Consider the following 22,611-nt stretch of genomic DNA (forward strand, 5'->3'; position numbering starts at 1 on the left):
AAACGCTATTTCCTCATGGGTTCATGCACTCTATGAATGAACCCATGCGCCAACGCCGCTTCCTGCCCAGCCTGTCCCAGCTGATCGCGTTCGAGGCGGTCATGCGCCACCGATCCGTCACCGCCGCCGCGGACGATCTGCACCTGACGCAAAGCACCGTCAGTCGGCTGGTCGCCTCGCTGGAACGGCAGCTGGGCAAGGCGCTGTTCATCCGCGACCGCAAGCGCCTGACCCCCACCCCCGAGGCGGTCACCTATGCCGCATCCATCACGCAGGGGCTGGATGTGATCCAGCGCGCCAGCATGGGGCTGATCGCCAATCCGGGCGGGGGCGTTCTGTCCCTGTCGGTGCTGCCGACATTCGCGACGCGCTGGCTGGCGCCGCGGATCGGCCAGTTCCTGTCGGACAATCCCGGTATATCCATCAACCTGTCGACCAAGATCCAGCGCTTCAGCTTTGCCAGTGAGCCTTTTGACGCGGTGATCTATTTCGGCCAGCCCGACTGGCCCGATGCGCATCACTTGCGGCTGTTCGACGAACGGCTGACGGCGTGCGCGTCCCCCGACACGCTGGCGCGCCACCCCGTCGCCCAGCCCTCCGACATGGCGGGTCTGCCGCTGCTGCAGCTGGAGACGCGGCCGTCGGGCTGGGCCGCGTGGTTCGCGGCACAGGGCGGGACGCCGCCCTTGGTGTCGGGGATGGTGATGGACCAGTTCTCGATGATGATCCAGGCGGCCATCGCAGGCCTGGGGGTGGCGCTGCTGCCCAGCTATCTGGCCCAGCCCGAGATCGACGAACGCCGCCTGCAACCCATCCTCTGCCCAGCCGTTCCCGGCGAAGGCGCCTATTGGCTGGCGTGGCCAGAGCGCCGCCAAGGCGACCAGGCCTTTGCCCGCTTTCGCACCTGGATCGCGGATCAGGTCAAGCAGGACTAAGATCGACGGATGCCTGCTCTGTGAACTGGATGCCGTTATCGGTCCGGATAGTGTGGATGCGACAGGGGACGACCTTGAGCAGATGGTCGAGGAACTCCCACGCGGTCTTGCGGTCTGCCTCGTCCACAAGTCGGGCGACTGAAAATTTGCCCGTACGGTTGCTCTGCCCCCTGAAAACTGGACCGTTTGAAACTGGAGTTTTCGGCTAACCTTCTCTGGCTGGGAGAGGAGCAGAGAATGATGAAGGCATCGAAGTTCACGGAAGCGCAAAAGGCGTTCATCCTGAAGCAAGGCGATGAGGGCACGCCGGTGGGCGAGATCTGCCGCAAGGCGGGGATCAGCCAAGCGACCTATTTCAACTGGAAGAAGCGGTATTGCGGGCTGCTGCCCGACGAAATGCGTCGGCTGAAGGCGCTTGAGGACGAGAACGGTCGCCTGAAAAAGATCGTCGCCGACCTGACTTTGGATCGGGAAATGCTGCAGGACGTCATCCGGCGAAAGCTCTGAAGCGAGGTCCACATCCGCGTCGCACTCATGAACCGCTTCAACGCACTCGGCACCGCCGAGATCAGGCGCGTGGCATGAGATCAGCGGGGTAAGGGGAGCTCACCTCGAAACGTGAATCCTGTAACAACGTCGGTCTGGTGCGTAAGTCGGTAGGACAAAGCCGACAGCGGCTTGAGCTTTACGTACCTTTCTCGCCAAAGTGTAAATTCTTCCATTCAGTTTTTCTTAATGATATTAGTCTATTGCTCGGCCTGTCCGCCTTTGCCATGCGAAAGGATCAAGCGGTGACAATCCCCGATTCCCACGACACGATCAACTTGCAGGACAGGCTGGATTTTCTGGGCCTGGACACTGCGTCGCAGGCCAGGCTCAAAGCGATGGCTCCACGAATTGCCGCCAGTGTCGGACCTGCCCTTTCGGAATTCTATACCAAGATTGCGGCCACCCCGGCCCTGCGTCGGCATTTCAGCGATCCGGCACATGCTGACCGCGCCAAAGGCAGTCAGGCCCGCCACTGGGAGCGCATCGCTTCGGGAGAATTTGGACCGGCCTATGCCCTGGCCGTCCGGCGCATCGGCGCCGTCCACGCCCGCATCGGGCTGGAACCGCGTTGGTACATCGGCGGCTATGGGCTGGTGCTTGACTATGTGATCCGCGACCTGCTGAACGAACGACGCACGTGGACCGCCGCCAGCCGTGAGCGTTTGGCGGACGACATCTCGGTGCTGGTGCGGGCTTCGCTGCTGGATATCGACCTGTCGATCTCGACGTATCTCGACCAGATCGACGGACGCCGCAAGGAGGTCGAGGATGCCCAGCAACGCGCCTTTGATGCGCTGTCGAACGCTTTGGGTCGGCTGGCCGAAGGCGATCTTACCGCAAGGCTAGACCCTGATCTGTCCGCCCGGACCCGCTTCAACGAAACCGTTGAACAGCTGGCAGGCATTATCGGGTCGGTGCGCCATTCCGCAGCCCAGATCGGTAACGGCACGGGCGAGATTGCAGCCGCATCGGACGACCTTGCACGACGGACCGAACAGCAGGCCGCAAGCCTGGAAGAAACCGCCGCCGCACTGAACGAAATGACAGAGACAGTTCGCGATTCGGCAACCCGCAGTCGTCAGGCGGAAGAGATGGCCGCCCGCGCCCGCCAGGTCGCGGCACACGGCAGCCAGATTATGGACCAGACGCGCACCGCGATGGATGACGTCTCCTCCAGTGCCAGCGAAATGGGCCAGATCATCGGCGTGATCAGTGAGATCGCATTTCAGACGAACCTGTTGGCGCTGAATGCAGGGGTCGAGGCCGCCCGGGCGGGAGAGGCGGGGCGCGGATTCGCGGTCGTTGCCGCCGAAGTTCGCGCCTTGGCGCAGCGATCGGCGGAGGCCGTGCGGACCATCCAAACCCTGATCGACCGAAGCGTCCAGCAAACAACCCATGGCGTATCCCTCGTTGGGGCGACACATCAGGCATTGTCCGACATCGTCACGGTCTTTAACGAGATCGAGGGGATCGTGACCGAAATGTCATCCACTGCTCAACGCCAGTCATTGAGCATTTCCGAAATCAACAGCGCCGTGCGTTATCTGGACGACGTGACCCAGCAAAACGCCGCCATGGTCGAGGAGGCAAACGCGACAAGCGCCCTGCTGAACACAGAGGTCAAGGATCTGACGCGAATCGTCAGTAGCTTCACGATGGCAAACGTACGGCCACAGGCCACACAGCAGAACTATCGTCAGGCTGTCTGACCTCGACCCACTGGCCGATAGACGCGCCCTGAAAGGGGCGCGCTTTTTCATGACCATCAGTCATCCCGACGCACACTGACCCAGATGACGTGCCGCGATCCGCGTCCAGAACCGGCGGCACGCACACCATGGGTGCTGACATCAAAGCCACAGCCGGCCAAGCGCCGCTCGAATGCAACGTCCGGCTCTGCCGACCACACGGCCAGAACGCCGCCGGGGGACAAGGCACGCCGCGCCGCCTGCAGGCCCGCAGTCCCGTACAGGATATCGTTTCCTGATCGCGTCAATCCGCCTGGTCCGTTGTCGACATCCAGCAGAATCGCGTCAAACGTGCCCGCAGCTTGGCGGATTTGCGCGGCTACATCACCAAGCCTGACCTGTACCCGCGGATCGGACAGACAATCCTTGAAGACTGCCGCCATATGATGCTCGGCCCAATCGATCAGGTCCGGAACGATCTCAGCGACGATCAAGCCAGCTTGAGGCGCAGCAATGGCCTGAGCGGCGCGCAAGGTGAACCCCATGCCCAAGCCCCCGATCAGGATTTGTGGTGCTGGGCGCATCCCCAGGCGGTCCATCGCCAAGGTCGCCAAAGCTTCCTCCGATCCACCAAGGCGACTGTTCATCAGTTCGTTTCCACCCTGCAGGCGGATCGAGAATTCGTCGCCTCGGCGCATCAGCCGCAGGGTGTCGCCATCCGGCGCGATCGCACAGGCCAGTTGCACCCAAGGCAGCATGCCGATCATCCCATCCTGATAAAACCGCATCTGACCTAGCTGATAGCGGTTCTGCAGAAAAGGCATTTGCATGGAACGACAAAGCCCGCGCCGATAAAATCGACGCGGGCCGGTCAACAGGTGTGTCCGAAACTCTTAGAATTCGAACATCTGTCCTTCGTTTCTTCCCCCGACGACACGCAGGGGCACGGGCTCGACCATGGGCAGCGCACTTGATGCGCGGGCGCGGGCCATTTCCGGACGACCCGTCCGGGCTCCTACGCGGAAGCCGGAGATCTCACGGATAAGGTCTTCAGAGCGCTCTTGCAGGGATGCAGCTGCTGCATTGGCCTGCTCGGCGACCGCCGCGTTCTGCTGGGTCACCTGATCCAGCTGATTCACCCCGGTATTGACTTCTGCCAGCCCGATCGCCTGCTCGTTCGCGGCAAGCGAGATCGCGGTGATCTGTTCAGACACCTCATGCGCCTTCGTCAGAATCTGACCAAGGCTATCGCCCGTCTTTCCGACCAAGGCCGAGCCAGCCTTGACCTGTGACGCAGACTGCGAAATCAGCGATTTGATCTCGCGTGCGGAATCCGATGCGCGTTGAGCCAGGCCACGCACCTCGGAGGCGACGACCGCGAAACCGCGCCCAGCCTCTCCGGCACGGGCGGCCTCGACTCCCGCGTTCAGAGCCAGCAGATTTGTCTGGAACGCAATATCATCGATGACACCGATGATCCGGGTGATCTGTTCCGAGGATGCCTCGATCCCGCGCATTGCGGTCACAGCATCACGCACGACCTCGGCGCTGGTTTCGGCGATGTCACGGTTCTGGCGGCTGGCCTGCTCGGCATGGCGAGCGCGTTCGGCGGTCGAATTCACGCTGGCATTCATTTGATTGAGTGCTGCGGCTGACTGTTCAAGTGTCGCTGCCTGTGTCTCCGCCCGGCTGGCCAGATCCTGTGCCGCAGAGGTGATCTCGCCGGCACCGCCGCGGACCTGATCCGCGACATCGGTGATGCGTTTGATCGTGCCGGTCAGATTGTCGACCACGCTGTTGAACGCTTCTCTCAGCCCGTCATAGCCGGCAGGGAACGGATCCGATGGCGGATTCGCGATTTGCTGCGTCAGGTCCCCTTGTGCCAGACGATCCAGACCGGCGCCGATGTCACGCACCACACGCGCCTGCTGGCGCGCCTCGATATCGCGCGTGGCTGCAGCCTCTGCCTCAAGGCGACGGGTCTCCTCGGCCAGCGACTGCGCCTCGACCGCATTCTGGCGGAATATCGACAGGGCCTGGGCCAGTTGTGCCAATTCGTTGCTGCCCTCGGTGCCACGGACCTCTGTGTTCAGATCGCCCCGCGCCAGACGGTTGGTCTGCTCCACAGTCTGGGACAAGCGGACCCGAAGATCACGCGACAAGTATGTGGCGATCACGATGCCCAACGCGATTGCCACTGCGACACCACCAAGGATGGCGACGATGGCGGCCTGCATGATCTCTTCAAATGCAGCGTCCGCTTCGGCTGCCTGCCCCACGGCAGTTTCGCGAATCAGCTGAACAAGCGATAAGGCTTCCTCTTCCGTTGCCGCGACGACCGATGCAGCTTGCCTGACCTCCAGCTCCAACGCGCGCAATTCCGTGGCATCGGCCCAATAGTCGTCGAGACCTGCCGTCGCGGAGGCTACAAGGGCGCCAGCATCGCTGGGAATTGTGCTGCGGCCGATCTCGCGCAACTGCGCCTGTGCGGAATTGAACGGTTCCAGTGCCTCGTCAAAGTCTGCGACATCCGCACCCGACAAAAAGCGGTCCACGCGCGCCCGAGTCACCAGGAAATAATTCGATGCTGCCATCGCGGCATAGGCCTCTTCGCGTGCGTTGCGACTGTCGAACAGGCGCTGCAACTGGTCGATGGTCCGCCGGTGGTCGACACCTGCCTGCTGCATTCGGTCGACCTGCGCAATCCGCGTCCGGTAGAGGTCTACGAGCACCTGCGACTCGGCAATATGACGATCGTTCAGCGTCATCATCGGCACGCCATTCTTGCTGCCCAAGGCGTCCAGCTCACTTGCAAGCTGATGTACACGCTGCATCGCGGTGACGATTACCCCCGCAGCCGCGTCTGTCGGCGCATCGAGGTAGTTGCCCAATGCGATATTGGCCTCGCTGACGCCATGGTTCAGGTCGGCTCCGATCAGCGCCCGTGCCTCGGCATTTTTCTTTACGTCGGAAACATCACGCAGCCGGTTCAACTGATACCAGGTGCCGGCGGCAGACAGGGTCAGCATCAGCAGGATAAGACCGAAGCCCGCTGTGATGCGTGTGGTAATGCGTATATTCTTCAACAAGGCGACAAACTCCGATGCAGGTCAGATGCCGAAGGAACTCGGACGGGACCACGGGAAAGGGCTGCCGCCCGCAAGCGGCAAAGGAACAGCGCGAAAGAAGGCTTCTGATCAGAACAGCTCGATATCTCCCCCTCGTTGGCGCATCGGCTGTTCGCGCACAGGGGCACGCGCTTCGCCAAGCAGGTGCAGTTGAACCCTGCCGATGACCGGCCAGAACCGGATGCGCCTCGCCTGGGTGCCGCACAGATCGCTGGCGATTACCGGAATACCTTCGTCCTGCAGAAAGCGACGCGCAGCATCGGCGTTGCGCTGACCGATATCGGGCAGGCCAGCCATCATTCTTGCGCCACCAAAAAGTTTGGCGCGCAAACGGCTGCGAGCGGCGCCGCGCCTCATCAGTCCGTTCACCAGGACTTCCATAGCCGCGGCGGCATAGCGAATATCAGGTCCGCCCGGTCCTGCATCCGGCAACAGAAAGTGGTTCAATCCACCAATTCCCATGTCGGTATCCATGATGCAGGCCGACACGCAGGAGCCCAGAACAGTCGTCAGGACCGCGTCGGGATCGTCACTGATCGCATGCTCTCCCTGTACGACGTGGATGACGCGGGTCGCTTCGTCGCGGATCATGACTGCCTCCGGATGCGGACAGGCTCTCGGGACATCAGACCGGATCCGATACGAGGCAGGGGCAACACATCGACTGCACCGCCCATCTCGACCGCAACGCGGGGCATGCCCCATACGACCGACGTGGCACGATCCTGTGCGATCGTGTGCGCACCCGCGCGACGCAGCGCACACAGACCCTGCGCCCCATCCGCCCCCATGCCCGTCAGCAACGCGGCGCGCACGTCCAGGCGGTCGGCAATCGCCGCACCATCGGAAAACAGCACATCGACGGACGGACGGTGCCCAGAGACCGGCGGGGTTGCCGACAGCCGGGCACGGGGACCAGCGCGCAACGACACGCCCAGATGGCGATCCGGGACAGCAGCCAGGTAGATGACACCGCGCTGCAAGGGCATGTTGTCCTCTGCTGCGACGACGCGTGGCGTCAGCAGCTGATCAAGGCGTCGGATCAGCCCATCGGCAAAACCGGGCCGAATGTGCTGCACAATCATCGTCGGCGGACAGTCGGCGCGAAAAGATGCCAGCACCGCCTCAAGCGCGGTGATTCCACCGGTCGAGGCTCCCAGCAGGATCAGGCCTCCTCCACCGTCAGAACCCGTCGGTGCCGGGTCGATCGCGCGGGCCGGGGTGGGGCGAGCAGGCTGCAGGCCGCTGAACAATCGTGCCAACATCTGTTCCGGACTGGACAGAACTGGATAGCCCCCGGCAGGCACGCGGACCTGACCGTACACAACCACGCCTGCGTCGATCATCGTCAAGATGTCCGCCAACGCATCGAATTCGATCGATTCGGCGAATTCGGCTGCGACGGCCACACGACGCGGCAGGTGCGATTCGATAAGCACGTACGCCTCTCCGGGCGTGGTTGCGCCCAGAACGGTGGCACCGCCTTGTTCTTCGCATCGTCGCAGCAGGGCGCCGAGACGGGCGTTATTGGGATCAACGATCAGCAGGACCGGATGCGACACAGGTATACTCCTGAATTGGTCAATGGGACCATCGCCCGGAAAGATTAAAATATCGTTTTCAAATAAACGCTTACAGGACATAAAATTTATCGACGGCAGCAATGTTTCCTTAACTCCTGGCTGCTAGCGATGGGGATGCCGACGACAATACGAGGTAGTTGAGATGCACGCCCTGCCCCTGCCCGAGACGTTCGACCGCAAGGCCGTCTCAGCCTTTTCCAGAACCCTGCTGGACCACCGGGGTGCGGACGCGATCCTGGATGCGTCCGGGGTCATGCGGATGGGAACCCTTGCAGTCGAGCTGCTGATTGCAGCGCGAAAGCAATGGCAGGCCGACGGCAAGACGCTGTCGATCCGCGATGCCTCGGAACCCTTTATGACGACGATCCAGGCTGTCGGCGCCTCGGTCCAGCTTCTTCAAACCGGGGGACCCGCATGACGACCCGAATTCTGGCGGTCGACGATTCGCCGACAATCCGCGCGCTGGTGTCCAAAGCCCTGCGCAATGCCGGCTTTGACGTGTTCCTCGCCGTGGATGGCGTGGACGGCGTCGGCGCCCTTAGCGAGGCCGACCCGCATCTGATCATTACCGACATCAACATGCCCCGCATGGACGGCTTCGGCCTGATCGAAAACGTCCGCGCGACCGGCACCTATGCCGATGTGCCCATCCTGGTCCTGACCACCGAAAGTGGCGCCGACCTCAAGGCGCGCGCCCGCAGTGCAGGAGCCACCGGGTGGATCGTGAAACCCTTCGAGGACGAGCGCCTGATCGCCGTCATCGACAAAGTTCTGGGGCGCTGACGATGGCAGACATGGACGAATTCCGCGACATGTTCTTCGTCGAATGCGACGAACTGCTCGAGGTTCTTGCCACTGGCCTCCGCCAGATAGAGGAGCCCGGCTCTGACGTTGAAACGGTGCATGCGGTGTTTCGCGCGGTGCATTCGGTCAAGGGGGGCGCCGCAGCTTTTGGATTGACCACACTGGTCACCTTTGCCCATCGGTTCGAAACTGTTCTGGATCTGGTCAGGTCGGACAAGCTTGATGTGACGCCGCAGATCATGGCGTTGCTGCACCGCTGCTCTGATTGCCTGACGGATCTCGTGGCAACGGCACGATCGGGACAGGAAGCCGATGCGGCACAGGTCGACGGGCTGATGACCGAACTGGCTGCGCTCATCGACACCGACACCCCGGAAGAGACCACGTTTGAATTTACGCCGATCTCGTTGGATTTCGACGCGCCGCTATCCTTTGACCCGATCACGCCGCCGGCCGCGTCCTTGCTGGTCCAGATGACACCGACCTTTCAGCTTTACAGATCGGGCAATGATCCGTTGGCACTGCTGAACGCCCTGCAAAAGTTGGGCGACGCAGAGATCGATCTGGATTGTGACGGTGTCGCCCTTCTTGAAGACTGGTCTGCCGAACACCCTGGGCTGTCGTGGCGTGTCCGGTTGACAGGTGCGGCAACACAGACGGATGTGATGTCTGTTTTCGAATTCGTCGAGGACTGCTGTACGTTGTCGATCCGCCTGATGAGCGATGACGCCCCGCCTCCGCCTCCGCCTGTCGAAGAGGCGCCGGTCATCGCCACGGAAATTGCCGCAGTGGCGGATGTCGTACGCGACACGCCCACCGCGGCGCCGGCGCGTACGGTCCAACAGGCCGACAATGCCCAGGCAGCGCCAACCATCCGGGTTGCCCTGGACCGGGTCGATCGCCTGATGAACATGATCGGCGAATTGGTCATCAAGGAGGCGATGCTGTCCCAGGTGATTCAGACGGCGGGCCTGCATGAGCAACCCGATGTCATCGCCGGCCTGGATGCGATCCGTCAGCTTGCAAGCGACATTCAGGAAAGCGTGATGGCCATCCGTGCGCAACCGCTGAAGCTGGTGTTCCAGCGTATGCACCGCATTCTGCGCGAGGCTGCGGACGCGACGGGCAAGCCGGTGCGCATGATCACCATTGGCGAACAGACCGAGGTCGACAAGACCATGATCGAACGCCTGGTCGAGCCATTGACCCACATGATCCGCAATTCCGTCGATCACGGGCTTGAGGACAGCGTGACCCGCCAGCGCCGCGGCAAACCGCAGGAAGGCACGATCACGCTGTCGGCGGCCCATCGGTCCGGCCGCGTCCAGATCGAAGTATCGGACGATGGCGGCGGCATCAATCGCGCAAAGGTCCGACAGATCGCCGAAGATCGCGGCCTGATCGTACCGGGCGCAAACCTTTCACCGGCCGAGATCGACCAACTGCTGTTCCTTCCTGGTTTCTCCTCCAAAGACGAAGTCTCTGCATTGTCAGGACGCGGTGTCGGCCTCGACGTAGTGCGCCGAGAAATCATGGGGCTTGGTGGTCGTGTGATGATCCAGTCGACAGAGGGTCAGGGCACGACTTTCTCGATCGCGCTGCCGCTGACACTGGCCGTTGTCGAGGGCATGCTGATCCAACTGGGTGATCAGACAATGGTCCTGCCAATAACTGCGGTGCAGGAGACACTGCGTCCGGAAAACACGATGCTCCACGGCGTGGGCCATGGATCGCAGCTGCTGTCCAACCGCGGAGAGCTGATCCCCATCATCGACCTCTGCAACAGTTTTGGCGTGACCCAACCTGCGGGTGACCCGGATGCCGGTGTGCTGATCGTCGTCGAGACAGACAGCCGCAAGCGCGCGGCATTCCGGGTGGATGCGATCTTTGATCAACGCCAGGTTGTCATCAAAAGTCTTGAACAGAACTATGGCCGCGTGCCGGGCGTATCTGCCGCCACGATCCTGGGCGACGGAAAGATCGCCCTGATCATCGACCCCGAAGAAATCCTTCTTTCCATGTCCAACGACCAGGGCCGCCGCATGGCCGCCATGGCATCGAACGGGTGACGCATGCTCCAATCAATCTCGCATAATTCCGTCGGCAAAAGCGACGTGGTGGCCTTCAAGCTGGCCGATCAGGACTTCTGCATCGACATCGGACTGGTCCGTGAAATCCGCGGCTGGACGCCAACGACGATGCTGCCCCACGCCCCCGATTACGTCAAAGGCGTGATCAACTTGCGCGGGTCAGTCGTCACCGTGATCGATCTGTCGGCGCGGTTGGGCTTTGGGGCGGCAACGCCGTCGCACCGACATGTGGTCATCATCGCGATGCATGCAGGGCGTATCGTTGGGCTGCTGGCAGACCTGGTGTCCGACATTCTGCCCATCAACGACGATCACATCCAAGCGGTGCCAGACATCGCGTCCAATCCGGCGCGAGAGTTCATTGTCGGGATGATCACGCTGGACGACGGCCGCATTCTGCGCAAGATCGACCTGGCACAGCTGCTTCCCGCAGCGCATGGGGTCGACGCGTGAGGTCGGCGCCCCTTGCGGCTCCCGCCCCCGCGGGACCGGTGCTGACGGACAGTCAGTTCCGCAAGATCGCCGCAATCGTGCATCAGGACAGCGGTATCATCCTGGCGGAATCCAAGCGTAGCTTGCTGATGGCACGGCTTAACCGACGGCTGCGTGCTCTGTCGCTGCCCGACTATGGCGCATATTGCGACCGGCTGGATGGCGCCGACGGGCCACAGGAACGGCGGCACCTTCTGTCCGCCATCACCACCAACGTCACCGCATTCTTTCGCGAAGGGCACCACTTTCAGGCGCTGGCCCAGGAGGTGCTTCAGCCACTGATCGCACAGGCCCGTGCGGGTCGGCGCCTGCGCCTGTGGTCAGCGGCGTCCTCTTCAGGAGAAGAGCCCTATTCGATCGCGGTGACGCTGCTGGATGCCTTTCCCGACGCGGCACAGCACGACGTCCTGATCCTGGCAACCGATATCGACCCCGAAATGGTGGAACGCGCCCAACACGGCCGGTTCGCGGCCGAGGCGCTGGCCCCGGTTCCGCCTGCGCAGGTCAAACGGTATTTCCAGCCCAACGCATCGGGGTTCGAGGCCAAACCAGAGGTCAAGCGCCTCATGCGGTTTGGCGAATTGAACCTGCATGACGAATGGCCGTTCTCTGGCAAATTCGATGTGATCTTCTGCCGGAATACGGCGATCTACTTTGACAGCGCCGCAAGACAGCGTCTCTGGTCGCGCTTTGGCGCCGCCCTGAATGACGGCGGCGCGCTGTTCATCGGCCATTCGGAGCGGCTTGACGGTCCGGCTGCTGGCCTGTTCGCAGCCACAGGAACCACTCAATACCGGCGCAATGCGACGCCGGCATCTGCCACGGCGTGAAAGGGACAACATGGCACTGAAATCGAACCTTCATGTGATGGTGGTTGACGACATGACCATCAGCCGCTCGCTGATCGAACAGGCGCTGGACTGGGCCGGTTTGGTCAACGTCCAGTACGAGGCGAACGGAGAGACCGCGTTCCGCAAACTGGCGGCGGCACCGGTGCATCTGGTCATTTCCGACTACAACATGCCCGGGATGGATGGCCTCGCGCTGCTGGAGGCGCTGCGGCAGAACCCAAGCACACAACGCATCGGATTCATCCTGATCACCGGCACCGCGACACGCGAAATGATTGAAAGGGGGCAACGTGCAGGAATGAACAACTTTATTGCCAAGCCCTTTACCAAGGAGGCACTGCTGCGCTGCGTCGAATCGGTCACGGGTAAACTGCAGTGACTGTGCCGCCAGACCCATGCCTGAACACCGCGCTGCAGCGCGCGGCCGCCGAGGCGCATCGCATCGCCTTGGGTCTGGGACAGATCGATGCCGCGTTGGGGGCGATGTTACAGGTTACAGATGCGGCGGCGGAGTCGCTGCAGGTTGCCGATCTGCTGCGTCAGGAGGTCGAGGGGTTGTCCCACTTCTTGGGCGTCCTGGCACAGCAGACGCCATCCGGGCATCCTTGTGATCTTGTACGTGCCGCGGCAGGGCTGGATCTGCGGGCACAGGCGGTTCGGCTGGGTGGTCTGGTCACCGCCGCGGAACCCGCCTCGACGGATGATCTGTGGTAGCCAGGTCAGTTGCAGGCATCGGTCGCGTATCGCGCCGCCGATAGTTGACTTAAACGATAAAGAAATATAATCCCCATCTGCCAGCATCTGCCAGCCTCGTGATTTCCCGGCCCAAGGCCGCACCCCGAGGCGCAGATGACCTTTTCCAACCCTCGTCCGACGCATGCCGTCCAGCATGACGATGCACGATACACGACCTGCACACGTCTCGATCCGTGCGCGTCCTGCGACCCTTCTTGTGTCGCTGACTTGGCCAGCCTCCGAGCACTGTTGATCTGCGACATCCGAGAGCTTGGCGGTGGACGCAATCTTGTCCCCGTCGCAGGCGGCTGGATCGAGATAGTGACCGACGTGCCCCTGGCCACGGGTTTGTCGCGCATTCATGGGCTGGTCCAGCATGGACCGGAGGGATCGCGCGCCATCGGCCCCGATATTGCACTGTCACTTGTTCTGCACCGCTTGGCCAGCGACCATGGTCCGGACGGGGAGGCGCTGGCGCGTCGTGTACACGACAGCCGCGACCGGATTGCCACCATTTGCGGACAGCGCATGGCGCGGCCCCAGCCCGTGCCAGACTGGCTGGCCGCCGAACAGGCCGTGATGTTCGGACACTGGATGCACCCCTGCCCAAAGGCGCTGTCGGGCATGTCCCTCCAAGAACAGCATGCGATGACACCGGATTGGCGCGGCGCGGCGCGTCTTGTCGGCCTGTCGGTGCGCGACGATCTGATCGCGGGCACGGACCCGGACCGCATCCGCGACCTACCGGGCATGGACACGGAGCTTGAACCGGGGCGTATCCTGCTGCCCGCGCATCCTTTGACTTGGGACCGTGCCCGTCGCGATCCGGCCATCGCCGCGCTGCTGGCGTCAGGTGATATCCGCGACCTTGGGCCGATGGGTCCGGCATGGTGGGCGACCTCGTCGGTACGGACATTGTGGCGCGGCGACAGCCCATGGCAGGTCAAGGTTTCGCTGCCCGTGACCATCACGAATTCACGACGTGTGAACAAGCATCACGAGCTGCTGGCTGGCGCGGCGATGGCGGCGCGGATTTCGGTGCTGCAAGGGCGGTTCGGGCCGCTGCGGCTGGTCGATGATCCGCATTGGATCACGCTCTCTCTGCCGGGCCGTGCCGAATCCGGGCTGGAGGTGATCTTGCGCCGCAATCCGTGGCGCGGCGCGCGCGGGGGGCGGGTGATGCAGGTCGCCGGGCTGGTTGCGGAACCCCTGCCGGGGCAGGCCTCGATGCTGGCGCAGGTTATGGCGGGGCACGACCCGGCCACCTGGTTCGACGCGTATCTGAACTGCGCCGTCGCCCCCCTTTTGCGCCTGTATGATGCGACCGGCATCGCCGTCGAAGCGCATCAACAGAACGCACTGCTGGACCTGTCCTGCGGCCTGCCAAGCCGCTGCGACATTCGCGACAATCAGGGGTTCTATGTCGCCGACAACATGGCCAGCGCCGCGCTGCGCGCCATTCCCCAACTGGTCTATCCGCGCCCCGAGGCCGAGGATGCGCTGGCCTATTCGCTGATCGTGAACCAGGTCTTTGGCGTGGTCCATCGCATGGCACTGGACGGGATATGGCCGGAAACGCGCGCGCTGACCGCGCTGGCCGCCCATCTTGGCGGGCTGGCACGGCTGCCGGGTTATGGCGGTGCGCTGGCACGGCGCTGGCTGACGCAGCCATATCTGCCCGCCAAGGGCAACCTGCTGACACAACTGCGCGGGGTGGACGAACTGTTGATCCCCGGGGAACGCGCGCCGATGATCCGCGTGCCGAACCCCCTACCCGCACTGGCACATGCCGGGATGCTGTCCGATGTCGCCTGACACGCGCGCCCTGCGCCAGACGATCGAGGCACTGGCATTCGAGGGCATCCTGACCCCAGCGCCGGGTGGGTGGAGCGTGGGCGGCCTGACCATCCGCGCGCCCCATCGCCTGCAGGCAAGTGGCCGGGTGCGGCTGCTGGACGATCCGCGCGACGCCATGGGCCGGTTGCTCGATGCCGATACCCTTGCAGGGGCGATGGCCACGGCGGGCCACGACCCCGCCGCCCTGCTGAATGCCATGCGGCGCAGCGCGCATTTCCTGCGCATGGCGGGGCCGGCGCGCGCAGGTCGCCTGTCCTTGACCGGCCTCGCACTGGAAGCGAGCCTGATCGAGGGGCACCCCTATCACCCCGGCTTCAAGACACGCATCGGTTTTTCCGACGCCGACAATGCGGCTTTTGGCCCCGAAGGCGGCCGTCCCATCGTGCCTGTCTGGCTGTCGGTCGATTCCGCATTGGTGACGCGGGCGGGGACAGACCCCGCACAGGGCTGGGCGCCGCCGGGTGCCGTTCCCGTCCATCCGTGGCAATGGCGCACCCTGCAGCGCGACCCCGCGGTGCAGGCCCTGATGGCGCGTGGCGCGCTGCGGGTGCTGCCGATCGACGGGCCGCGGATGCAGGCCACGGCATCGCTTCGGACGCTGGCCGCGTGTGACGGGGGCGACCACCTGAAGCTGTCGGTTGGCGTTGGGGTCACCTCTTCGGTTCGCGATCTGGTGCCGTGGTCGGTGGCCGTGGCGCCCGTCCTGTCGGACTGGCTGGGGCGGGTGGTGGCGTCGGACGATGACCTGGCGGGGCTGACGATCCTGCCGGAACATGGCGCTGCGATCGTGGCGCGCGACCAGTTGGGGGGCAGGCTGGCCGTCATCCGGCGCAGCCCGCCGCCCCCCGGCGCCGTTCCCCTGTCGGCCCTGTCCCTGACCCAACCAGACGGCCGCCCGTTGATCGCGCCGTGGCTGGACGCGCATGGTACCCGCGCCTGGACCGCACGGCTGCTGGCAATCCTGCGACCGGTCTGGCGGCTGATGACCCATCACGGCATCGCGCTGGAGGCGCATGGACAGAACCTGCTGATGACCCATGACGCGGGGTGGCCGACCGGCCTGATCGCCCGCGATTTCAGCGAAAGCCTGGAATATGTGCCCGACCGCCTGACCCTGCCCGCCCCGGACCTGGCCCTCATCGAACCGGCGATGGCGGGTGCCCCGGATGGCACGTATCACCGCATGGGGCGTGCGTCCGACCTGCGTGATCTGATTGCCGACTGTCTGGTGACCCATGTGCTGTCGGACCTGGCCGATCTGCTGCACCGCACCGATCGCCTGCCCGAGGCGACCTTCTGGCGGCTGGCCCGCGCCGCCCTGCCCCACCCCCCCGGCCTTGGCACCGATGCGGCGACCGTTCCCGCAGAGAGCCTGGCCGCGGGGCTGCTGGGCCGTGCCGAATCCCATCCCGCGCCGAACCCGTTGAAGGACACCCCCATGACCCGCCTGTTCCACCTGAACGACACGCCGATCGACCCGTTCGGACCGGACATCCCCGACCTGCTGACGGGCCGCGACCCCGACCGCACGCGTATCGCACTGCTGATGACCGACCGCGCGGCGTGCCTGTCGCAGATATTGCGCCTGCGGGACGCGGGGGCGTCGTGCCATCCGATCCACCCGGAAACGCCGCCGGATCAGGCGCGCGATATGGCGCGGCGGGCGGGGTGCGACCTGATGCTGACCGACGCCGCGCTGGCGGGGTTGGGACAGGATGCGCCCCATGCGCCGGGGGGCGTGCTGATCCAGACCAGTTCCGGCACCACCGGCGCGCCCAAGATCATCGCCCGCAGCTGGGCCGCCATACAGACGGAAATCGACGCCTATCTGCGCGCCTTTCCACAGGCTGCCGACATGACCCCGGTGATCGCCGCACCGATCACCCATTCCTATGGCCTGATCGCGGGGGTGCTGGTGGGTCAGGCGCGGGGGCATGTCCCGGTCGTTCTGGACCACGCCAATCCGCGTGCCATCCTGCGCCAGCTGGCGCAGATCCGGGATCCGTTGATCTATGCTGCGCCCCCCTTGCTGCACGTGCTGGCGCGGCTGTCGGGGGCACGCGGACTGCATGCGGTGATGTCGTCGGGGACGGTGCTGCCGCAGCCGTGGTTCGACGCGATCCGCGCCGCCACGCAGCACATGTTCCAACAATACGGCTGTTCCGAGGCGGGCTGCCTGTCCATCGCCCCAGATCCAGACCGCCCCGAGGACATGGGCCTGCCCCTGCCGCACATCCGTCTGCAGGCCGGGCAGGACGCGCCCGCCCCCGTCACTGTGCACGGTGCGGGCCGCGCGGTGGACACAGGCGATCTGGGCGTGATCGACGCGCGCGGCCGCCTGATCTTTGCGGGGCGCGCGGCCGAGGTGATCGATGTCGCGGGTCTGAACGTCTATCCCGCCCAGATCGAGGCCGCCGCCCTGTCCCTGCCCGGTATCGCCGACGCGGTGGCCTTTGCCATCCCCGATCCCGTCGCGCATCAGCGCCCGGCCCTGGCCTATGCGGGAGACGTTGCGGAATCGCGGCTGGACGCGCATCTGGCCACCCTGCTGTCGCCACGCCAGCGCCCGGTGCGCCTTATCCGCCTGCCCGCCTTGCCGCGCAGCGCGAACGGCAAGATCGCGCGCCGCACCCTTGCCCGGACCCTGTCGGAGACCCCCGCATGACCGATCCCCGTCCCATCCCCACCCCCCAGGATGCGCAGGACCGCATCCGTACCATTCTGGCCGGACCGATGTCCTGTCCCCGCATGGCGGCCTTTGGCCCCGACGCACGGATCGGCCATGATCTGGGTCTGGATTCCGTGGCCCTGATGACGCTGATGCTGCATCTGGACGAGGCCGGCATCCAGATGGCCGAGGACACGTTCGACCGCGCCCCCGGCATGACCGTCTGGGCCCTGTCCATGGCGCTGGCAGGCGTGACCCCGGCCCAGGACGACCCCGCCGACATCAAGGTGCATTGCGTTGTCAGTTGCCTGTGCCAGGCGCTGAAGGATCGCGGCGGGATCGACCATCGCCCGCTGTATCTGGGCCTGTGGGACGGGCAGGTGATCGTCGACGACCACCTGCGCCTGTCCTATCACGTGCCGGGGATCGATCACGGCTTTTATCTGGACTGGGCCGAGCGCCTGTTCGGCCTGCGCGTCACGCGCTGGTATGACGATGCAGCACTCAAGGCGCAGAACCTGAACGACCTTCACTCGCTGCTGGCCGATTGGCGGCCCGGCCGCTATGTCATGCCGATGGTCGACATGGCGCTGTTGCCGCAACGCGACAACAAGTTCGCCCAGGCCAGCTTTCCGCATTACGCCCTGCTGGAGCCCACGGCGGACCCTGACACCTGGCTGATGCGCGACCCCGATTTCCGGTGGGAGGGGCCATTGCCCGCCCGCGACCTGCGCGCAGCGTTCATGGCGCCGACCGTGGCGGGGGGCTTTGTCTTTGACAATGCCGATGCCCATGCCGCCGACGATGCGACCATCGCGGCCATGCACCACGCGACCTTCGACGCCGAGGCTGTGCCGCTGATCGACGCGGTCCGTCGCATCGTTCAGGCCCATGTCGCCGATCTGCCGCGCGCCGATCTGGAACCTGCGTTGCGCGAGCTGCCGGTCATTGCGATCCGCAAATACGCTTATGAACACGCGCTGGCGATCTTTGGCGACATCGAGGGCGCAGACTATGACGCGTTCGAGGAATGCTGTGACCGGATCGCGGCGCTGCATGGCGGGCTGAACGCGGTCCACCTGCGCGCTGTGGCCTTTGCCCGGGGCGGCGACGGCGACGACCTGTTGCAGGTGCTGGCCGATCTGGACCGCCTTACGGTTCTGGAACGCGGCATCAAGGCGACTCTGGGCCGGTGGTTCGACCGCTGGCAGGTGGCGTGCGCATGAGGATCAACACCTGTTCCGTGGCCTTTCGCCATCTGGACGTGACCGCCCGCGACCTGGCCCGCTATGTCGCCCGCGAAGGGTTCGACGGGTTGGAGATCTGGGCACCCCATGCCCGCGCGCTGGCCGCCGAATGGCAGACCCTGCCACAACGCCCGCCGGTGCCGATGCTGGCGGGTTACCTGCCCCTGGGCACACCGGATTTCAACCGTGCCGACGCGAACGCCCTGTTGGATCTGACCGGGGTCTGGGACGCGCCGCGCCTGCGGCTGTTCGCGGGCGGGCTGGGCAGTGACCGGGCCGACGCGGATCAGCGCCGCGCCGTCCAGCGCGATCTGGCGACAGTGGCCGACATGGCCCGCGACCGCGGCCTGCGCATCGCGGTCGAGACGCATCCCGACACACTGGCCGACAGTCTGGGCGCGACGCTGTCCCTGCTGGACGCGCTGGACCACCCGGCGGTTGGCGTGAACTTCGACGTGCTGCATGTCTGGGAATCCGGCACCGACCCCATGGCGGCACTGTCCGCGCTGCGCAGTCACGTCGATCACCTGCACCTGAAATCCGTCACCGGGCGCGACCGCCTGTCGGTGTTTCACCCCGCCAATGTCCACGACCCGCAGGGCAGCCGCGACGGCATGTGCCCGCTGCTGTCAGGCGCGATCGATTATGCGGCGCTGCTGCCCTGCCTGCCCGCAGACATCGGCGCGTCGCTGGAATGGTTCGGGCCAAAGCCCGCAGCGACCATGGCGGGGGACCTGCGCGCGCTGCGGCGCGACATGCTGGATCGGGTGGCGTGACGATGCGCGGTTTCCGCGCCTGCCCCCCTTTTCATCCCCGGTCATATCCCTATGCTTGCCCCCAAGACACAGCAGGGTGACGTCATGGCGCGATCGGGACTGGATTACGGCGGAATGATGCATCGCGCGATGCAGGGGCTGATTGCCGAGGTGTTGCGCCAGATCGCCCGCGACGGCCTGCCCGGAGAGCATCATTTCTTCATCACCTTCGACACGCGCGACGACGGTGTCGAGATGGCCGACTGGCTGCGCGAACGGTACCCCGAGGAAATGACCATCGTCATCCAGCACTGGTTCGACAACCTGACGATCCAGCCCGACCATTTCACCATCACGTTGAACTTTGGCAACCAGCCCGAACCGCTGAAGATTCCGTTCGACGCGCTGCGCACTTTTGTCGATCCGTCCGTCGAATTCGGCCTGCGTTTTGAGACGCAGGACAGCGACGATGACGACGAAGATGAGGACGCCGAGGCCGATGCCGAATATCAGCTGGACGCCGAAGATGATGGCGACGACACGCCCCCGTCCGGCGGGGCCGATGTCGTGCGGCTGGACCGCTGGCGGAAATAGCGCCGTGACCATGCGCGGCCTGTCGGCCTTTCCGATCACGCCGACCGACGCCGCGGGCAACCCCCTGCCCGCCGACCTGCGCCGCATGATCCTGCGCCTTGCGCGGGCGGGTGTGGACAGCATCGGGGTGCTGGGGTCGACGGGCGGCTATGCCTATCTGGACGCGGACCAGCGTCGCGCCGTTCTGGAAACCGCGCTGGACGCCGCAGGCGGCAAAGTGCCGGTCATTGCGGGTGTGGGCGCGTTGCGCAGCGACACCGCGGCGGCGCTGGCGCGCCATGCCGCGGATGCGGGGGCGTCGGGCCTGTTGCTGGCGCCGATGTCCTATACACCGCTGACCGGGAACGAGGTGTTCGCGCATTTCGAAACCGTCGCGGGGGCATCGGATCTGCCGATCTGCATCTACAACAACCCCTCGACCACGCATTTCACCTTTACGCCGGCGCTGATCGCCCGGCTGGCGGCACTGCCCACCGTCACCGCCGTCAAGATGCCCCTGCCTGCGGGCGGTGATTTCGCAGGCCAGATCGCGGCCCTGCGCGCCGATCTGCCGCCCGGTTTCGCCATCGGCTACAGCGGCGACTGGGGCTGTCCCGACGCACTGCTGAACCATGCCGACGGCTGGTTCAGCGTGGCTGCGGGTCTGTGGCCCGACCAGACGCTGGCATTGGCCTGCGCCGCCCGTGCGGGCGACCGGGCCGGGACCGGCGTCTGGCAGGCGCGGTTCCAGCCGATGTGGGATCTGTTCCAGGCCCATGGCAGCCTGCGCGTCGTTCATGCCTGCGCCCGGCTGATGGACCTGACCGAGGCGCAGCCGCCGCGTCCGATCCTGCCCCTGCCCGACGCGATGACGCCACGCCTGCGGGCGGCGATGCAGGCGATGGACGGCTGACGGCGCTGTTTGCGCCAGCATACCGTTGCATACGAATTGCGCCCAAGCCCCCGGACCGCTACAACCCGCCACGAAACCGTGAGGGAGCGACCCGATGACCAAGACCCGCACCGAAACCGACAGCTTTGGCCCGCTGGAGGTTGACGCGTCGAAATACTGGGGCGCGCAGACGCAGCGTTCGATCATCAACTTCCCGATTGGCTGGGAACGCCAGCCGGTGCCGATCATCCGCGCCTTGGGCGCGATAAAGCTGGCCGCCGCGCGCGTCAACCGCGCCTCGGGCGACCTGCCCGGCGATCTGGCCGACGCGATGGAACAGGCCGCAACCGAGGTGTTCCAGGGCAAGTTCGACGACAACTTTCCGCTGGTCGTCTGGCAGACCGGGTCAGGTACCCAGTCGAACATGAACGCCAACGAGGTGATTTCGAACCGCGCGATCGAGATCATGGGCGGAGAGATGGGTTCGAAAAAGCCTGTCCACCCCAATGATCACTGCAACATGGGCCAGTCGTCGAACGACACCTTTCCGACGGCCATGCATGTGGGCATCGCCATGCTGGCCCGCGACACCCTGCTGCCCGGTCTGGACAAGCTGGCCGCCGCGCTGGAGGCCAAGTCCGCCGAGTTCAAGGACATCATCAAGATCGGCCGCACCCACACCCAGGATGCGACGCCCCTGACCCTGGGTCAGGAATTCGGCGGCTATGCCCATCAGGTCCGCAAGGGGATCGAACGGGTCAAGGCCTGCCTGCCCGATATCCATGAACTGGCGCAGGGCGGCACCGCCGTCGGCACAGGTCTGAACACCAAGGTCGGCTGGGACACGGCGATTGCCGCCGAGATCGCCAAGATCACCGACCTGCCCTTTGTCACCGCCCCCAACAAGTTCGAGGCGCTGGCCGCCCATGATGCGATGGTCATGTTCTCGGGCGCGCTGAAGACGGTGGCCGGTTCGCTGTTCAAGATCGCCAACGACATGCGCCTGCTGGGCTCTGGCCCGCGTTCGGGTCTGGGCGAGCTGATCTTGCCCGAAAACGAGCCGGGTTCGTCGATCATGCCGGGCAAGGTGAACCCGACCCAGGCCGAGGCGCTGACCATGGTCTGCGCGCATGTCATGGGCAACGACGCCGCCGTGGGCTTTGCCGGATCGCAGGGGCATTTCGAACTGAACGTCTATAACCCCATGATGTCGTACAACGTGCTGCAATCCATGCAGCTTTTGGGCGATGCGGCCAGCAGCTTTACCGACAACATGGTCGTGGGTACGCAGGCCAACGTGAAACGCATCGACCAGCTGATGCGCGAATCGCTGATGCTGGTGACGGCGCTGGCGCCGACCATCGGCTATGACAACGCCACCAAGGTCGCCAAGACGGCGCACAAGAACGGCACCACCCTGCGCGAAGAGGCCATCGCCCTGGGCTTTGTCGACGGCGAGACCTTCGACCGCGTCGTCCGCCCCGAGGACATGATCAGCCCCAAGGGCTGACCTCTTGACCAGAGCCATGGGGGCGCGCCACGGTGGCGCGCCCCTTGTCGTTCCCGGACCGCCATGACCCGCATCATCAACCTTCGCCAGGCCCGCAAGGCCCGTGACCGCGACGTCAAGCGCGCCAAAGGCGACACGAACGCCGCCCTGCACGGAGAGGCCAAACCCCTGCGCGATGCGCGACAGGCCGAACGCGACCGCGCGGCACGCGTGCTGGACGCGCACCGCGCTGATACGCCGGACGAATGATCGAC

Annotated in this window: 21 protein-coding genes and 1 pseudogene; 18 read left to right on the forward strand and 4 right to left on the reverse strand. The window is 64.8% G+C overall.

Annotated elements, in window-relative coordinates; translation table 11 throughout:
* Positions 1-44: 44 nt before the first annotated feature.
* The 3 genes and pseudogenes from ACJJVR_RS16535 to ACJJVR_RS16545 all read left to right on the forward strand — a co-directional run bounded on the left by ACJJVR_RS16535 (position 45) and on the right by ACJJVR_RS16545 (position 3,193).
* Positions 45-935, forward strand: coding sequence for a LysR substrate-binding domain-containing protein (locus ACJJVR_RS16535; protein ID WP_405406211.1), 891 nt, complete (start codon positions 45-47; stop codon positions 933-935).
* 240 nt (positions 936-1,175) lie between these two features.
* Positions 1,176-1,436: pseudogene (locus ACJJVR_RS16540) on the forward strand (transposase); the annotation flags it as partial.
* 290 nt (positions 1,437-1,726) lie between these two features.
* Positions 1,727-3,193: a methyl-accepting chemotaxis protein gene (locus tag ACJJVR_RS16545; protein WP_405406214.1), complete on the forward strand. Its 1,467-nt coding sequence runs from the start codon at positions 1,727-1,729 to the stop codon at positions 3,191-3,193.
* A gap of 56 nt (positions 3,194-3,249) precedes the next feature.
* On the opposite strand, the gene ACJJVR_RS16550 is transcribed toward ACJJVR_RS16545, so the two are convergent.
* The 4 genes from ACJJVR_RS16550 to ACJJVR_RS16565 all read right to left on the reverse strand — a co-directional run bounded on the left by ACJJVR_RS16550 (position 3,250) and on the right by ACJJVR_RS16565 (position 7,862).
* Complete coding sequence (locus tag ACJJVR_RS16550) at positions 3,250-3,960, reverse strand: spermidine synthase (protein ID WP_405406216.1); 711 nt, start codon at positions 3,958-3,960, stop codon at positions 3,250-3,252.
* A gap of 105 nt (positions 3,961-4,065) precedes the next feature.
* Complete coding sequence (locus ACJJVR_RS16555) at positions 4,066-6,201, reverse strand: methyl-accepting chemotaxis protein (RefSeq protein WP_405406218.1); 2,136 nt, start codon at positions 6,199-6,201, stop codon at positions 4,066-4,068.
* A gap of 168 nt (positions 6,202-6,369) precedes the next feature.
* Complete coding sequence (locus ACJJVR_RS16560; protein ID WP_405406220.1) at positions 6,370-6,891, reverse strand: chemotaxis protein CheD; 522 nt, start codon at positions 6,889-6,891, stop codon at positions 6,370-6,372.
* Positions 6,888-7,862, reverse strand: coding sequence for a CheB methylesterase domain-containing protein (locus tag ACJJVR_RS16565; protein ID WP_405406222.1), 975 nt, complete (start codon positions 7,860-7,862; stop codon positions 6,888-6,890). Before ACJJVR_RS16565 ends, ACJJVR_RS16560 begins: the two co-directional genes overlap by 4 nt.
* Before the next feature lie 163 nt (positions 7,863-8,025).
* Here ACJJVR_RS16565 and ACJJVR_RS16570 point away from each other — a divergent pair, with 163 nt between their 5' ends.
* The 15 genes from ACJJVR_RS16570 to ACJJVR_RS16640 all read left to right on the forward strand — a co-directional run bounded on the left by ACJJVR_RS16570 (position 8,026) and on the right by ACJJVR_RS16640 (position 22,606).
* A complete protein-coding gene (locus tag ACJJVR_RS16570) occupies positions 8,026-8,301 on the forward strand; it encodes an STAS domain-containing protein (protein WP_405406224.1) in 276 nt (91 codons plus the stop codon).
* Positions 8,298-8,666, forward strand: a complete 369-nt coding sequence (locus ACJJVR_RS16575) for a response regulator (protein WP_042250652.1) — start codon at positions 8,298-8,300, stop codon at positions 8,664-8,666. Before ACJJVR_RS16570 ends, ACJJVR_RS16575 begins: the two co-directional genes overlap by 4 nt.
* Positions 8,667-8,668: 2 nt before the next feature.
* Entirely contained in the window at positions 8,669-10,756 is a 2,088-nt protein-coding gene (locus tag ACJJVR_RS16580; RefSeq protein WP_405406227.1) for a chemotaxis protein CheA, read from the forward strand.
* A 3-nt stretch (positions 10,757-10,759) separates the two neighbouring features.
* Positions 10,760-11,230, forward strand: coding sequence for a chemotaxis protein CheW (locus ACJJVR_RS16585; RefSeq protein ID WP_405406229.1), 471 nt, complete (start codon positions 10,760-10,762; stop codon positions 11,228-11,230).
* Positions 11,227-12,099, forward strand: a complete 873-nt coding sequence (locus ACJJVR_RS16590; RefSeq protein ID WP_405406231.1) for a CheR family methyltransferase — start codon at positions 11,227-11,229, stop codon at positions 12,097-12,099. The genes ACJJVR_RS16585 and ACJJVR_RS16590 overlap by 4 nt, the downstream gene beginning before the upstream one ends.
* 10 nt (positions 12,100-12,109) lie before the next feature.
* A complete protein-coding gene (locus ACJJVR_RS16595) occupies positions 12,110-12,499 on the forward strand; it encodes a response regulator (protein ID WP_405406232.1) in 390 nt (129 codons plus the stop codon).
* A 2-nt stretch (positions 12,500-12,501) separates the two neighbouring features.
* Positions 12,502-12,834, forward strand: a complete 333-nt coding sequence (locus tag ACJJVR_RS16600) for a hypothetical protein (RefSeq protein WP_405406233.1) — start codon at positions 12,502-12,504, stop codon at positions 12,832-12,834.
* 342 nt (positions 12,835-13,176) lie between these two features.
* Positions 13,177-14,670 carry an IucA/IucC family protein gene (locus ACJJVR_RS16605; protein ID WP_405406235.1) on the forward strand — a complete coding sequence of 498 codons (1,494 nt, stop codon included), beginning with the start codon at positions 13,177-13,179 and terminating at the stop codon, positions 14,668-14,670.
* Entirely contained in the window at positions 14,660-17,377 is a 2,718-nt protein-coding gene (locus ACJJVR_RS16610; RefSeq protein ID WP_405406237.1) for an IucA/IucC family protein, read from the forward strand. The genes ACJJVR_RS16605 and ACJJVR_RS16610 overlap by 11 nt, the downstream gene beginning before the upstream one ends.
* Positions 17,374-18,606, forward strand: a complete 1,233-nt coding sequence (locus ACJJVR_RS16615) for a DUF6005 family protein (protein WP_405406240.1) — start codon at positions 17,374-17,376, stop codon at positions 18,604-18,606. The genes ACJJVR_RS16610 and ACJJVR_RS16615 overlap by 4 nt, the downstream gene beginning before the upstream one ends.
* Entirely contained in the window at positions 18,603-19,403 is an 801-nt protein-coding gene (locus ACJJVR_RS16620) for a sugar phosphate isomerase/epimerase family protein (RefSeq protein ID WP_405406242.1), read from the forward strand. The genes ACJJVR_RS16615 and ACJJVR_RS16620 overlap by 4 nt, the downstream gene beginning before the upstream one ends.
* Before the next feature lie 84 nt (positions 19,404-19,487).
* On the forward strand, positions 19,488-19,976 hold the full coding sequence (locus ACJJVR_RS16625; protein ID WP_405406243.1) for an SspB family protein: 489 nt from the start codon (positions 19,488-19,490) through the stop codon (positions 19,974-19,976).
* Positions 19,977-19,986: 10 nt separating this feature from the next.
* Positions 19,987-20,868: a dihydrodipicolinate synthase family protein gene (locus ACJJVR_RS16630; RefSeq protein ID WP_405406482.1), complete on the forward strand. Its 882-nt coding sequence runs from the start codon at positions 19,987-19,989 to the stop codon at positions 20,866-20,868.
* A 94-nt stretch (positions 20,869-20,962) separates the two neighbouring features.
* Complete coding sequence (fumC, locus tag ACJJVR_RS16635; RefSeq protein ID WP_405406245.1) at positions 20,963-22,357, forward strand: class II fumarate hydratase; 1,395 nt, start codon at positions 20,963-20,965, stop codon at positions 22,355-22,357.
* A 63-nt stretch (positions 22,358-22,420) separates the two neighbouring features.
* Positions 22,421-22,606, forward strand: coding sequence for a DUF4169 family protein (locus tag ACJJVR_RS16640; protein ID WP_405406247.1), 186 nt, complete (start codon positions 22,421-22,423; stop codon positions 22,604-22,606).
* Positions 22,607-22,611: the final 5 nt, after the last annotated feature.

The organism is Paracoccus sp. Ld10, assembly GCF_045064235.1.
Classification (GTDB): Bacteria; Pseudomonadota; Alphaproteobacteria; order Rhodobacterales; family Rhodobacteraceae; genus Paracoccus.